The organism is Alkalimonas sp. (genome assembly GCF_020831925.1).
Taxonomy (GTDB): domain Bacteria; phylum Pseudomonadota; class Gammaproteobacteria; order Enterobacterales; family Alteromonadaceae; genus Alkalimonas.
In genome coordinates, this window is record NZ_JAFIFQ010000020.1 from 43644 (window position 1) to 58758 (window position 15115).

The window sequence follows — 15115 nt, forward strand, 5'->3', positions numbered from 1 at the left end:
CTCTACCTTAAAATATCCGGTGGTTACCGACAACAGATTTTAACGCTGCTTTTGCAGATAGCGGGTAAATTGATCGGGTGGTAAAGCCGCGGACCACAAATAACCTTGAGCCGCATCGCAGCCCAGCTGTTTTAACAGCTGGAAGGTGGCATCATCTTCCACACCCTCTGCCACCGTACTTAGCTCCAGACTTTTTGCCAGCTGAATGATAGCGCGTACCAGGGGTTCATCCCGCAGCGATATCGACAAGGAGCTGATAAAGGATTTATCCACTTTCAGGCTGGAGGCATTGAACTGGCGCAGGTAACCCAGGTTGGAGTAGCCGGTGCCAAAGTCATCGATGGCGAAGCTAATGCCTAAAGCGCCAAGGCTGCTCAGTTGTTGCTGTACAAAGTCACTGTTGTCAATCAACAAGGACTCGGTAAGCTCCAGCTCCAGCGCGGTTGCTGGTAAGCCACTTTGCCGCAGCGCATCCAGCACCGTGTGCTCCAGCCTGCCGTCGCGAAACTGAATCGGTGATACATTGACCGCCACTTTCACATCGGGAAATCCAAGTTGTCGCCATTGCTGGCAGTCGTTGCAAGCCTGTTGCAAAACCCAGGCACCAAGCTCAAGAATGAGGCCGCTGTATTCTGCCAGCTCGATGACTTCTGCCGGGTTGATAAAACTGCCATCACTCTGAGGCCAGCGCAGTAGGGCTTCTGCACCCTGCACATGTTGCTGTTGCAGGTCGATTTTTGGTTGGTAATAGAGCTTAAATTCGTTGTTTTTCAGCGCATCGCGGATACGCTGCAGCAAATTAAACTTGTCGGTATTGGCCTGATCCATCGCATCACTGTAAAAGCGCCAGGTATTACGCCCTTGCTCTTTGGCGCTGTACATGGCCAGATCCACTTTGCGGCACAGTACATGGAACTCAATACCATCGGCGGGTGCGCTGACAATTCCAATAGAACCTGAAACTTCTACTTTGGTTTGCATCAGGGTAAATGGCTCGGTAGTCTGCGTCAGCAAACGGGCGGCCAGATCGGCCAAAGGCGCATCATCCGAGTCTGCCGGGCAGAGCACCATAAATTCATCCCCGCCAAAACGGCAGAGTACCGCCTGCTCACTCAGCTCGGAGTGCAAACGCTGCGCCAGTTGCTGCAGCAGTAAATCACCGGCAGCATGACCCAGGGCATCATTTACGGGTTTAAAATTATCAAGATCCAGGAACAACAACGCCAGGCGCTGTTGTTGTTGCAGGCACTGCGCCTGCATGGTACGAAACAGCTCCTCACAGAGTGTCCGGTTGGGCAAGTCGGTCAGTTTGTCGTGCATTGCCAGACGTTGTAATTGTTGCTGGGTATCCCGTACGCGCTTATTTTCTGCCTGTAGCGCCCTTAGTGAGCGGTGCAGATCCTGTGCCATCAATTGCACACTAAAGCCGGTGATGCTCAGAATTAGGCTCACATACAGCACCTGACGCCAGCTGTCATCGGGTAAAAACGGGGTGAACCAGCCTTGCATGCTGGTATATCCCATACTGACGGCAGCAACAAGGATAAAGCTTAGCAAGGACAGAAACAGATTGCGGCTGCCTAAAATAGCGGCAAATACCAGCACGCCGGGATAGCCGACCACTGCCAGATCTCGGATACCCCCGGATACCAGGGCCAGACCTGTGAGCATTAGCGCCATCGACCAAAGCAGGACATAAGCAGCAAGCAAGGGACGCTGCTTCCAAGCGGCCAGAAAAGCGATGGCAAGACAGCCGCAGCCTAGCAGGAGTAACCATTGCGTCATGCCTGTAGCTACTGACATTGCCAACAGCAAGCCAAACAAGGTTGTACCTGATATTTGCAGTAAACGCCGAACGCGCAGTGACTGGATGCTCTGAGGTTCAGAGGCTTGGTCTTGAATGGTATTGGTTTGCCAGTCTGAACTCATTAGGGACGGCTTCTCCGGGCAAAGCAAAATTGTGCAACCAAGAGTAAGGCAAGCGGCGGCTAAGTGCAATCACCTAAATGAGTGCTACTGGGCTTGGGTTGACCGTACTTTGGCCCCGTTTTGCTGTAGCTGCTGCAGACTGGGTAATAAACGATCTTTTATCCGCTCCAACTCGCCGGAGTGCTTTAACTGAGTAATGGCCGCACTAAAGGCTTTGTTCAGCTCAGCTGCCTTTGGATGTTGACGGGAAAACAGTAAGTACAAGGGCTGCGTTTCAATGGGTGGCTCGAGCCAATCAATCTGAGCGCTGAACTCCGGAAACTGATGCAACAGCAGATAAATGCCGTTTAATTTGTCGCCGGCCATCAGGTCGACCCGGCCAGCACTGAGTAAGCGGAATAATTGTTCTTCACTGGCAACCTGGTAATGACGGATGCGGGTTTCTAGCAAGCCCTCTGGATGCGAATAGCCTAGCACAGAGCCATAACGAACGCCTTGATGGACCAGGTCGAGATATGAATCGAAGTCAAAATCCTGGTTGCGCCGTTTAAAAAACACAATGGAAGTGTCATATACGGGCTCAGGAAAATAAAAATCCAGTTCACGCTCAGGGGTATATTTAACACCAATGATGCCGGCGTATTGTCCAAGCCGGGTTGCCTGCATGGCACGTGCAAAGGGCATGTAATGGATCTCCACCTCTTGACCCATAATGTCGAAGGCTGCCTGAACAATGGCCGTAAGAGCGCCGCCCTCCGGTAAATGCTCTCCGGTATGGGGCGTATAATCTGAACTAGCCAGCAGAATGGGCTCAGCCCAGAGCAACCAACTGGATACTAGCAGCCATATGCTTGCACAGATTGATTTCATCAACAGCACCAAAGGCGGAACATGCAGTAAGTATGGCAGAAGTTAGCAAAGGTGTTTTTGAGCTAGCATAAAGAAAGACGCCCCGAAGGGCGCCAAGAGGGCAAAACCAGTGGGAAACCACTATGAAAAGCTATTTTTGCAGGAATTCGCTCAGAACCTCGGCTACAGCCGGCATGCCAACCACGCCATCCAAATGCCCCCAGATGCCGGGAATTTCGTGGTACTCCACCTCTTTACCGGCCGCCTCCAGAGCTTGCTGGGTGGTACGACTCATCTGTGGCAGTAGCAGTTGATCGCCGCTAGCCGGTAGCAGCAGGGTACGGGCCTGTATCCGTTTCAAGGCTTCCTGCCAGTTGTCGCCCATGCCGGCACGAAACAGCTGGGAGGCACGCACCAGATACAGAATATGATTGGCATCCTGGTAGGCGGCTCGTAACGCGGCATGCTCACGCAGTTGCTGCCAGGCCGAAAAGCTGGCGCGAATATCCTGATGGGGTGCGGCATCGGTGTAAGGTGCCGGATAGCGCAGGTTGAAGCCGGTCGGGTAAACCGCATCCTGAATAATGTAGGATAAGGCCGTGATCAGGCCTTCAGTGGGTTGACCGGTGGCATAATAATCCCCATTGTTCCAGGCCGGGTCGGCTTTGATTGGGTAAGCCCAGCGCTCCAGCCGCACTGCAGCCCAGGCATCCATAAAGGCCGAGCCAATGACCGGCACCAATCGCTCCACCCGCTCCGGATAGCGGGTGGCCCACTCAATGGCTTGAAAGGAGCCCATTGACGCGCCAATCACGGCGAACAGGCGTTCAATGCCGAGACTATCGAGCAGGGCTCTTTGCACTTCGACAAAATCACCGATGGTGACCACCGGAAAATCCAACCCCCAGGGCTTGCCGGTCGCCGGGTTGATGGTAGCTGGCCCTGTGGTAATCACATTGGGATCAAATACATTGGCATTGACCAGGGTATCGACACTAATCACATAAAATCGATCGGTATCAATGGCTTTACCTGGCCCAATGATGTTGTCCCAATAGCCGGGCAGGGCATCCTCCTCGCTGTACTTGCCGGCGGCATGTGAGCTGCCGGAAAAAAAATGGGTAATTAAGATCACATTGTCTTTGGCTTCGTTCAGCTGGCCATAAGCCTCCCAGCCGACCTGAACCGGTGCAATCAGCTGGCCGTTCTCGGTGGTAAACTCAGCAATTTCAAACCGCTGCTTTTCTACCAGCATGGCCTGTGCAAGACCACTGAACAACAAAGCGCTAAAGAACAGTATCCGTAACAGCATGGGGTTTCTCCTTAAAATAACTGAAACAGGCCAATGGCGATAAAGACACCGACCAAAGGCACCAGTACGCTGACGACAGCAACCGGCCAGTAGGCATTCTGGTGCGTTTCACCACAGATAGCACGGATGGTGGTGACCACATAGCCATTATGCGGCAAAGAATCGAGCGCGCCGGATGAAATCGCCACTACCCGGTGCAGCTGCTCCGGATCAACGCCACGATCCAGATAGGTTGGGGCGATTTCCGGTAGCGCTATGGCCTGGCCGCCAGAGGCCGAACCGGTCAGGCCTGCAATAGCACTGACTGCGACTGCTGCGCCAAGCAATTCTGGGCCTGGCAAATGGGTCATGTAATCCACCACGCCGGCAAAGGCCGGCGTTAACCGGGCTACGCTGCCAAAGCCCACCACAGCAGCGGTGTTGCCAATTGCCAGCAAGGCACCCAGCACACCTTCATTGGTGGCGGCCGCCGGATTGCGTAAAAACTTCATATTCAGCAGGTACAAACTGCTGACCCCGCCAGCCAGGGCAACAATCAGCGCTGCTTGCTGCAGGGATTCATGCAAAAAGAACGACAGTGTGAGCACCACTAACAGCGGGATAATACCAAAGATCGGATTAGGCAGACTGCGATCTTCGACCACAGGATCGCTGGCGCGCTGGATAAAGTGCTCGCCTTTGGCCACGGCTTTTCGAATCATCCACATCAGGCTCATGTAACCGCTGATGGCCATAATCACCGCTACCACCAGGCTGACTTCCCAGCCGGCATAGGGGGTGGTGCCAAGATAAGGGATTGGGATCCAGTTCTGAATTTCCGGTGAGCCGGCCGAGGTCATGGTAAAAGTGACTGAGCCAAGTGCCAGCGCTGCCGGTATAAAACGTCGGGGTAGGTTGGCACCTTTAAATAAACTAACTGCCATTGGGTAGGCAGAAAATGCCACCACAAAGACGCTGACGCCACCGTAGGTTAATACGGCACAGGCCATCACCACGGCCAGCACAGCCCGGGTATGGCCGATACGTTTGACAATGGCCAGCGCTACCGCATCGGCGGCACCGGTGTGCTCCATCAGCTTGCCGAACAAAGAGCCAAGCAAAAACATCAAAAACCAGGCGGCAACAAAACCGGAGAAGCCGGTCATGTAGCCATGGACAAAGTCCACTTTATTGGCGATATCCCAAAAAGGAATGCCATTGGTAGCGGCCACCAGCAAGGCACACAGTGGTGCGGTAATAAAGAGGTTGAAGCCGCGCATGGTTAACACGATCAGCAGCAGCAACCCAAGGATCAAGCCGAATAACCCCAGCATGCAAAATTCCTCGTTGTATTTTGATTCAGTGTGATACAACAACAGCAGTCAAGCCATAGTACTAAGGTACAGGTTAAAAATTCTGCATTTAGGCCTACAGTAGAAGCGTATTGTTAACGACTCAGCAGGAGAGCCATGATGGCAACGAACGAAAAACTAAAAAACAGCACTGCAGCAAGACGGGGATTTACATTGAGCGCTTTGGCCTTGGCGGTCAGTACCGGATTGATAGCCACTGCTGCCATCGCAGCAGACGACGAAAATGCCGCCGAGAGCGAGCTGCGGTTAGAGCGTATCGAAGTGACAGCGCGTCGCACGGTAGAAAACTTGCAGCGGGTGCCGGTGGCGGTGACCTCCATTGGTGAAGACGATATTCTGCAGCGTGGTTTATCCACCATCATTGAAGTGCAGCAGTTCTCACCCAATACCACCTTGCAGCAAAGCCGGGGTACCAACTCCACCTTAACGGCTTTTATCCGTGGGGTGGGTCAGGAAGATCCGCTGTGGGGGTATGAGCCTGGTGTTGGTATTTACATTGATGATGTCTATGTTGCGCGGCCGCAAGGTGCTGTGCTGGACATTCTGAATATTGAACGGGTTGAAGTGCTGCGCGGCCCACAAGGCACGCTGTATGGTAAGAACACCATAGGCGGTGCTGTTAAATACGTCACCAAACAAATGACCGGCGATACCGAGTTTGCCATCAGTGGCACGGTCGGTAGTTTTAATCAGCGTGATGTAAAAGTGACGGGCCAATTGCCACTGATCCAGGATCAGCTCTATCTGGGAATCGGCTATGCCAATTTGCAACGTGATGGCTATGGTGAGTTTCTGATTTCTGATTTAGCCAATCAGGATAAAGAAAACTACAACAAAGACATCCAGGCCTTCCGTGCAACTTTGGAATATCGGCCGGCTGACAATTTCTTTATGCGACTGAGCTACGACAAGACCGATGATAAGTCGAACTCCAAAGGGGGCTTCCGCCTGCTGCCAAGCTTGCTGACTGATGCGCCGGTACCGGACAGTGTGTACGATTCGTACACCAGCTTGCCAACCTGGACCCGGGTAGAAACTGAAGGGATGAGCTTGTTGCTGGACTGGACTGTCAACGACAGCTTGAGCCTGAAATCCATTACGTCACGTCGTGAAAACTACTCACCAGTAAATATCGACTTTGATAATACGCCACTGCGGATTTTCGATGTGCCTGCCATTTACGAAGATAAGTGGTTTACCCAGGAACTGCAGCTGAACTACCGTACCGACAACCTGAATCTGGTGTCTGGTTTGTATTACTATACTTCTGAATCTTGCGGTGTTTTTGATGCCATTCTGGAAGTGTTGGGGCAAACCGCCTTTGGTACTCCGGGTTTAACCCGGGAAGTGGCTGGTTGCAGCGACAGCGATAGCAGTGCCGCCTATGCCCAGGGTTCCTACCAACTGAATGATCAGTGGTCGTTAACGGCAGGCCTGCGCTACACCAAGGACAAAAAAGATGCCCTGGTACGCAATGGTCTGATTTTTGATACCGTTTATCCGGAGTCCGGCTGGATCCCGGGTTATGTGCGCCCGGATGGTTTGCAAACCCCGATAGTACTGGATGATAGCGCCAGCTGGAGCAAGTGGACGCCGAAACTGGGTGTCGAATTCCAATACAGTCAGGACACCATGTTTTTTGCCAGTTTTAGTCAGGGTTTTAAATCCGGTACCTTTAATCCCCGGGCCGAAAGAGCGGAGCCTGCAGCCAACCCGGAAGATGTGCTGTCGTACGAAATTGGCATGAAAAGCGATTTAACCAATACCTTCCGTCTGAACGCCACCCTGTTTATGCTGGACCATAAAGATCGTCAGTACATCTCGGTGATCCCGGATCCAAATGACGCTTCGGTGCTGAATCAGCGACTGGGTAACGTTGGTCAGTCCGATGCCACCGGTGCCGAGTTTGAATTTACCTGGATGGCCAGCCGTAACTTGCAAGTCTATGGCAGCTTGGGCTTGATTGATGCGAAGTTTAAAAATGTGTTTAGCTTTGATCCAAGCACAGGTGGTCAGGTAGACATTACCGATAGCTTTGTGGTGACCAATACGCCGAAAACCACTGCGAATCTGGGGTTTAGCTACGAAATGCAGCTGGCATCCGGTGGTGATCTGATTTTTAACGGCAACTACCATTACCGCAGCAAGTACGCGCTGACCGAGCTGAACAATCTGTTGGAGCAGAGCAGCTATGGCCTGCTGAATCTGTCGGTGAATTGGTTGAGTGCTGATGGCCACTGGACGGTTGGTCTGCATGGTAAAAACCTGACCGACAAGCAGTATCTGGTGGGGAACTATGCCTTTATCTCGGTGGCGGATGATGGCAGCTTTGTGCCAGGCTTGGGCGGTGACAACACCCTGATTGGCTATTATGATGCGCCTCGCACCATCAGTCTGACCGTGGGTTACCGCTTCTAAGACAGCAACGATGGCCGGAACTGTACTCCGAAGGGCAGTTCCGGCTATGATAGCTACCACCTTCGCCTACTCTGAATCAAGAGCTGCCATGATTGCCATCATTGCTGATGACCACCCGTTGTTTCGTGTTGCCCTGTCACAGGCCGCCCAAACCATTTTAGGCGACCAGGCGCTTTTGCTGCAGGCCGAGAATATGGAGCGGGTCTGGGCTTTATTGCGCCAGCACCCGGATACCAGCTTGATTTTCCTCGATTTGAAAATGCCTGGCGCCGATGGTTTTGCTGGGTTAACGGCCTTGCGCACCGAGTACCCGGATGTGACCGTGCTGATGGTGTCGGCAGTGGAGGAGCCGGCAGTGATCAAGCAGGCGATGCAACTGGGTGCGGCTGCCTATGTGCCCAAGTCAGCACCGCTGGAGCTGATGTCGGCTGCCATCGATGCTGTGCAGCAGGGCGATACCTGGTTACCTGCCGAGCTTAGCCAGGAAGTGGCCGATGCTACCAGTCTGATCGATGATGATTTTGCCAACCGGCTGGAGCAACTAACGCCGCAGCAGTTTCGGGTACTGAAGATGATCGCCGATGGTTTATTAAACAAGCAAATCGCTTATGAGATGACTGTGCAGGAAACCACCATCAAACAGCATGTGTCGGCGATTTTGCGCAAGCTCAATGTCAATAACCGCACCCAGGCGGGTATTTTATTCGAAAAGCTCAAGCTGCCTGACAGTCATTCCTGATATTCTTACAATCAATGCCAGTGATGCCATGCATTCGCCAAAGTTATGAGAATGGTCCCTTTTCACGGTAAAAATGCTGTCCCAGACCGCCGTTGCTTTGCCTGAGCTGTGCTCAACGACATGGTTCCAAGAGGATTGCGCCTACTGCTCTTTACTTTTTTTATTAAATATCAGATGGTTGCTGTATCTTTGGCGGGTGCGGCCCAAAGGCTTTACATCACTTTAGGCCCATATCCTTAGTGAATGTCAAAGATGGTATTTATTGATTTCATTTATGGTTCATTCAGGGCTAGATTAAAATCACAACAGCCAAAAGCCCTGAGGAAGATCCCATGACTTACCAAAGCACCCTGGACCAATTCGCCACCCTGATCGGCAGCAAAGACAGCAGCTGGCAGGAAATCAGCCCGGAATATGCGGCTCGTATGGCGCTGCAAAACCGTTTTCAGACCGGGCTGGATATTGCCCGTTACACCGCGGGCATTATGCGCCAGGACATGGCCGACTATGATGCTGATAGCAGTCAGTACACCCAGTCGCTGGGCTGCTGGCACGGCTTTATCGGCCAGCAAAAGATGATTGCCATCAAAAAGCATTTTGGCAATACCAATAAAAAGTACCTGTACCTGTCTGGCTGGATGATCGCAGCACTGCGCTCTGAGTTCGGCCCATTGCCGGATCAGTCGATGCATGAAAAAACCGCTGTACCCATGCTGATTGAGGAACTCTATACCTTCTTACGCCAGGCCGATGCCCGTGAGCTGGGCGGCTTGTTCCGTCAGCTGGATGCGGCCAAAGACGCTGGCGATGCTGCCAAAGCCGCTGAGCTGCAACAGCAGATCGACAACCACCAAACCCATATCGTGCCCATCATTGCCGATATCGATGCCGGTTTTGGCAATGAAGAAGCCACTTACCTGCTGGCGAAGAAAATGATTGAAGCCGGTGCTTGCTGCATTCAGATTGAAAACCAGGTGTCGGACGAAAAACAATGCGGTCACCAGGATGGCAAGGTAACGGTGCCACACGCTGACTTCTTGGCGAAAATCCGCGCGGTGCGTTACGCCTTCTTAGAGCTGGGTGTGCCGGATGGTGTGATTGTGGCCCGCACCGACTCGTTGGGTGCCGGTCTGACCAAGCAAATTGCTGTCACCAAAGAGCCGGGCGATCTGGGCGATCTGTACAACAGCTTTCTGGATGGCGACTACGTGCAAAGCGCCGATGACATTGCCAATGGCGATGTGGTAGTCAAAGCCAACGGCAAGTTGTTAAAGCCAAAGCGTCTGGCCAGTGGTCTGTTCCAGTTCCGCCCAGGCAGCGGCGAAGATCGGGTGGTGTTGGATTGCATCACTTCGTTGCAGCACGGTGCCGACTTGCTGTGGATTGAAACCGAAAAACCGCATGTGGGTCAAATCGCTGCCATGGTGAACCGGATCCGCGAAGTAGTGCCCAATGCCAAGCTGGTGTACAACAACAGCCCATCCTTCAACTGGACGCTGAACTTCCGTCAGCAGGTGTTCGATGGCTGGCAGCAGGAAGGCAAAGATGTGTCGGCTTATGATCGCGCTAAACTGATGAGCGCTGAGTACGATGCTACTGAGCTGGCGATTGAAGCCGACCGCCGTATTCAGACCTTCCAGGCCGATGGTGCCCGTGAGGCCGGAATTTTCCACCACCTGATCACCTTGCCTACCTACCACACGGCAGCCCTTTCGACCGATAACCTGGCGAAAGAGTACTTTGGTGAGGCTGGCATGCTGGGTTATGTCGAGGGCGTGCAGCGCAAAGAAATCCGTCAGGGTATTGCCTGTGTCAAGCACCAGAATATGGCCGGTTCGGATATGGGCGACGATCACAAAGAGTACTTCTCCGGTGATGCGGCGTTAAAAGCATCCGGTAAAGACAATACCATGAACCAGTTCTAGTTTTGGCCTTGGTTGGGGCTTTGATTGGGCAGCTTTCGGGCTGCCCTTTTTTATGGGCGTGTTATTTACTGGTTGGCTTTTTCTCACTGCTCTGTGCTGACGGCGTCGCTAAAAAAGCAGGTTGGCGATAGGCATCTAGTTGTTGCTCCAGTAGCTGCGCCAGTGCCAGTAGCTCGGGTTCGCTCCAGGGGCTGCCAATCAGACTGACGCCCAGCGGGAAAGGGCCACTAAAACCAGCCGGCAGGTTGATGGACGGATAGCCAGCCACAGCGGCGGCGGTTGAGGTGCCAAAGTTGAATTGATCGCCTTGCTGGTGGTCAATGGGCCAGGCGGGGCCATAAGAGGGTAAAATAATAGCGCTGGCGCTGGTCAAATGCTCGTCGAGCAGAGCTTCAGCCAGCTCACGACTTTGTGCCAGTGCTTTTTGATAATAAGGCGCCTGTTCACTCAGATTAACCGCTGCAGCCTGTTGCAAGTACTCCTGACCAAAAAATGCCAGCGCTTCTTCCCCTTTGGCATGATTAAAATCGACAATGCCTTGCAGACTGTTCACCGGTGCCGGCACGTTAAAATCACGCAGCCACTGCTCTAAATCGCGTTTGTATTCATACACCAACACTTCCAGCTCGCTCTGATAAAGCTCTGCCGGCACCTGCCAGGCATCCACTTGCTGCACGGCAATACCAGCGGCTAACAGCTGCTCGACCAACTGATCCAGCATAGGACCAATCGCTTCGTCTCTATCGTCATAAGCCCTGATCACCACTACCTGCTGAGTTGCAGCTGCTTGCTGGCTGGCTGCACTCAAGGGAATGGCAAACTGCTGTTTGGCTTCGGCGGTTAGCATGGCATCCAGCAGCAGGGCTGCATCGTATACTTTGCGGGACATTGGCCCAGCAATGTCCTGCGCACTGGCAATAGGAATAATGCCATGGCCGGACACGCTGCCACGAGTGGGTTTGATGCCCACCACGCCATTCATGGCTGCCGGGCAAATGATGGAGCCATCGGTTTCAGTACCCACCGCCAGTAAAACGAAATCGGCGGCAACGGCTACCGCCGAGCCCGAGCTGGAACCGCAAGGGGTGTGACTGAGTACATGCGGGTTTCGGGTTTGGCCACCTAAAGCCGACCAACCGCTGGCCGAGCCGGTACCACGAAAGTTGGCCCATTCCGATAAATTGGTTTTGGCCAGGATCACAGCTCCGGCTGCCCGCAGTTGCGCCACCAGTTCGGCATCTTGTTCGGTGACAAAGCCTTGCAATGCCAAGGCTCCTGCAGTGGTTGGCATGCTATCGGCAGTGGCGATATTGGCTTTAAGCACCACGGGCAGACCATGCAACGGTGATAACGCTTTACCAGCAGAGCGCTCTTGGTCACGCTTGCGGGCAATGGCCAGAGCATCCGGGTTGATATCGATGATGGCGGCCAGCTGATGACCTTGCTGATTGTGCTGCTCAATTTGATTTAGGTAATGCTGAACCAGTTGCTCACTGCTCAGGCTGCCATCCTTAAGTGCTTGTTGGGCGCTTTTGGCGTCCAGCCATGCCGGGTCGATGGCCGCTTGCAGTGGCAGGGCAGCACAAAGTAACAGGGGGATCAAAGCTTTCATAGATGGCCTCGTTTTATAGAAAAAAATCAGCATATGTTAGCTTCTCGCCAAACACCAGATGTGGCGTGAAATCAAGCACTGGTTTGCTCGTAGCAATAAAAATACGGGGCAGGGTTGTTCAGATCCCAATAAAGCGAGCTAAAAGCAAATCAGGATTATCCGAATTTTGTGGTCAAAAATGCTACCATACCAACAATATGCGGATAGCTGTCAGGGGGCTGGGATGATGCTGAGTTTGTTGGGGTGGGCGGGGCTATTGGCCGCGCTGTGGCTGAGCTTTCCGCGCGAGTTCTGGCCCAAGCTAAAAGCAGAGCCGGAGTACCAGCATCTGGTGTTTGGCTCGGCGGCGGTGTTGCTGCTGCTTTGGTTGCTGCAGGCCAGTATTTTTGACGGCCTGGCGGTACACTTTCTTGGCATTACCCTGGTAACCCTTTGCCATGGCTGGCGCATAGCGGTTTGGATCTGCTTGTTACCGCTGCTGGTGATGCTGGCGCTGGGGCTGCAGCCTTTGGCCGATGGTGGCTGGTATGGGCTGATTACTTTTGTGCTGCCAGCGCTCTTTAGTGCCGGCATCTTCTGGTTTAGTTACTACTTTTTGTTGCCGCGCCATTTGTTTATTTACATTTTTGTCGCTGCCTTCCTGGCCAGTGCCCTGACCATGTTGCTGCATATGGGGCTGACGTCCGCCTGGTTTTACCTCGATGGCCGCTACCCCTGGCACATCATTCTGGACAACTACTTAGTGCTGTCGCTGCTGATCAGCTTCCCGGAAGCTTTGCTTAACGGCATGGCCGTGACCCTGATGGCGCTGTACCGACCGCACTGGCTGCGTACTTTTTATGAGAACGAGTATTTGTCGTCTGCTGGTTGATGCAGATAATTCGGTACCAGGTATCTGAAGGCTTCAGATAGGGCTGCTATGGTGAGGACTGTGAGGGCGACCGATACGATCGGCAACAGCACAAAGCCATAAGGTAGGTAGTCGAGTGCTAATGTCGGCAGAGCTAAACCTACCGGTAAAATGATAACAATCAAGGTCATCAGTAGAGTGTGACCAGAGGTGATGTGCCAGGAGTCGCGAAAGCTGATGGGATAATCAACAGCAATGGCCGGGAATACCAGTGCAAAGCGGCCCGCGAGTATTAATAACGCTACCACAAACAAAAGCCAACCAAGCATCGGAATCAACAGCAGCACTGCAGTGCAGGCGATAATGAGTACGTAGCCAATCATGCGAATGATATAAGCGGTTTCCCGCTTACCCCAGCTGGGTAATGCCATTATTGACGCTGTACCTTGTCCAAGCAGCATGCTCCGGTGGGTCAGGATGGCGATGATGGCGTACATAATAAACCAGCCGATATGCAAACCCACGTCAAGTGGTGTGCTATGGGCGAGTTCCCAGAGATACTCAATCAGAATGAGCAGCAGCATGGGAATTGCCAAAGCACGGATTAATTGATTTTTATTGTGGGTAATCTTGTTTAAGGTGGATTGCAAAATAGCTATAAACATAAGGGACCTTCCTTGGTGCGAGCCCTGCAGCCGCTGATATTGACGGCTGTGTTCGCTAAGATCGAGTAATAAAGCTTGATGACAAGAAACACACCATTATCCAAAAAAAGCAATATCAGCGCAATAATGGCGTTACTTTTTGTTTGAAGTAATTGGGGCTATGGAGGTGTTACTGTGACAGCATTAACGCAGCAACCGCTGGAACAAGCGCTTCAGTGCCATTGGTTTGAGTGGTTTCAGCAGGAAGTGGAAACCGGCATTTAGCGCATGCTCGCGGATCTGCTCGTTGTGATCGGCCGAGTGAATAATCACCGGCAATTGCAGCGAGAAGTGGTTGCTCAGCTGTTCCGCCACCATCACCCCGGTAGCGCCGTTATCCAGATGGTAATCAAACAGCAGCACATCGGGCTTTAAGCCCTCGCGAATGGCTTTAAGAGCCTGCTCTGGCCGGCTGATGGGGTGGACCTGGCAATCCCAGCTACGGAGTAGCTCGGTCACCGCCTGCAGCAACTGTTCATCGTTATCCAGCAGCAAAACCCTTTTGCCGGCAAAGCTGGCTTTGATATCGGGCTTAGTAGCTGGCTGCAGGCGCGCCTGCGGCGCGCTGCACAGCGGCAGACGGATACTGAAACAGCTGCCGTGCCCGGGCGTAGAGCGCAGTGTCAGCGGGTGCTGCAACATGCTGGTGATGCGATTGGCAATGGCCAGGCCAAGCCCCAGGCCTTTTTGGTGCTGATTATCGCCTTGCTGAAACTCTTCAAAAATACGCTCCTGATCGTCCATGGCAATACCAATGCCGGTGTCGATCACTCGGATCTCCAGCTCCTGTCCATAACGCTTGCAGCCGAGCACAATCCGGCCCTGCTCGGTGTAGCGAATGGCATTAGCCAGCAGGTTTTGCACCACCCGTTTGAGCAATTTGCGATCAGTGGTCACCGCCAACTTGCTTGGCAGGTAATGAAAATCCAGGCCCTTTTCGGCAGCCAGTACCGCCGCATCACGGGCACTATCATCCAGCAATTCGCTCAGTGCGACCGGCTGATGGTGCGCTTTGATCACACCAGCATCCAGCTTGGTCAGTTCCAGAATTGAAGTCAGCAGTTCTTCGGCCGAATCCAGTGAGCTGATCAAATGCTCGCTCAGCTGTTTTTGCTCGACTGAATCGGCTTTTTCCCGCAGCAGGCCGGCAAAGAGAGCGGCGGCATTGAAGGGCTGCATCAGGTCATGGCCAGCAGCGGCAAAAAAGCGGGTTTTGGCCTGGGTGCTGGCTTCAATTTTTTGCTGCGCCTGCTGCAGTTGCTGATTCAGCGTCTCCAGTTTGCGGGTGCGATCCGCTACCCTTTGCTCCAGTGTCAAATTGCTTTGCTCCAGTGCCTGCTGCACTTCAATAAAGGAACTGACATCGGTAAAGGTGGTGACAAAGCCGCCGCCGGGGAGCGGATTGCCCTGCATCTCGAACACCCG

11 protein-coding genes are annotated in these 15115 nt (G+C 53.1%); 4 read left to right on the forward strand and 7 right to left on the reverse strand.

The features are described 5' to 3' along the window. Positions 1-39: 39 nt before the first annotated feature. The 4 genes from JJU14_RS08265 to JJU14_RS08280 all read right to left on the reverse strand — a co-directional run bounded on the left by JJU14_RS08265 (position 40) and on the right by JJU14_RS08280 (position 5403). Positions 40-1929, reverse strand: a complete 1890-nt coding sequence (locus tag JJU14_RS08265) for an EAL domain-containing protein (protein WP_228612441.1) — start codon at positions 1927-1929, stop codon at positions 40-42. A gap of 84 nt (positions 1930-2013) precedes the next feature. Then, on the reverse strand, positions 2014-2799 hold the full coding sequence (locus JJU14_RS08270) for a transporter substrate-binding domain-containing protein (protein WP_228612445.1): 786 nt from the start codon (positions 2797-2799) through the stop codon (positions 2014-2016). A gap of 130 nt (positions 2800-2929) precedes the next feature. Then, positions 2930-4090 (reverse strand): homoserine O-acetyltransferase, encoded by a 1161-nt coding sequence (locus JJU14_RS08275; RefSeq protein ID WP_228612447.1) that lies wholly within the window; start codon positions 4088-4090, stop codon positions 2930-2932. Between the two features lie 11 nt (positions 4091-4101). After that, positions 4102-5403, reverse strand: a complete 1302-nt coding sequence (locus tag JJU14_RS08280) for a GntP family permease (protein WP_228612448.1) — start codon at positions 5401-5403, stop codon at positions 4102-4104. A 138-nt stretch (positions 5404-5541) separates the two neighbouring features. On the opposite strand from JJU14_RS08280, the gene JJU14_RS08285 reads away from it, so the two are divergent. The 3 genes from JJU14_RS08285 to JJU14_RS08295 all read left to right on the forward strand — a co-directional run bounded on the left by JJU14_RS08285 (position 5542) and on the right by JJU14_RS08295 (position 10524). After that, positions 5542-7860, forward strand: a complete 2319-nt coding sequence (locus JJU14_RS08285; RefSeq protein ID WP_228612450.1) for a TonB-dependent receptor — start codon at positions 5542-5544, stop codon at positions 7858-7860. 88 nt (positions 7861-7948) lie between these two features. Then, a complete protein-coding gene (locus JJU14_RS08290) occupies positions 7949-8599 on the forward strand; it encodes a response regulator transcription factor (protein WP_228612452.1) in 651 nt (216 codons plus the stop codon). A 332-nt stretch (positions 8600-8931) separates the two neighbouring features. Then, on the forward strand, positions 8932-10524 hold the full coding sequence (locus tag JJU14_RS08295) for an isocitrate lyase (protein ID WP_228612454.1): 1593 nt from the start codon (positions 8932-8934) through the stop codon (positions 10522-10524). Between the two features lie 61 nt (positions 10525-10585). Here the strand turns inward: JJU14_RS08295 and JJU14_RS08300 are convergent, their stop codons facing one another. After that, positions 10586-12136 (reverse strand): amidase, encoded by a 1551-nt coding sequence (locus JJU14_RS08300; protein WP_228612456.1) that lies wholly within the window; start codon positions 12134-12136, stop codon positions 10586-10588. 226 nt (positions 12137-12362) lie between these two features. Here JJU14_RS08300 and JJU14_RS08305 point away from each other — a divergent pair, with 226 nt between their 5' ends. Continuing rightward, complete coding sequence (locus JJU14_RS08305) at positions 12363-13007, forward strand: energy-coupling factor ABC transporter permease (protein ID WP_228612471.1); 645 nt, start codon at positions 12363-12365, stop codon at positions 13005-13007. Here JJU14_RS08305 and JJU14_RS08310 read toward each other — a convergent pair. Both JJU14_RS08310 and JJU14_RS08315 read right to left on the reverse strand, forming a co-directional pair. Further along, entirely contained in the window at positions 12974-13651 is a 678-nt protein-coding gene (locus JJU14_RS08310; protein ID WP_228612458.1) for a hypothetical protein, read from the reverse strand. The genes JJU14_RS08305 and JJU14_RS08310 overlap by 34 nt on opposite strands. A 183-nt stretch (positions 13652-13834) precedes the next feature. Further along, positions 13835-15115 (reverse strand): ATP-binding protein (locus JJU14_RS08315; protein ID WP_228612460.1); only part of this gene is annotated, 1281 nt, incomplete at its 5' end.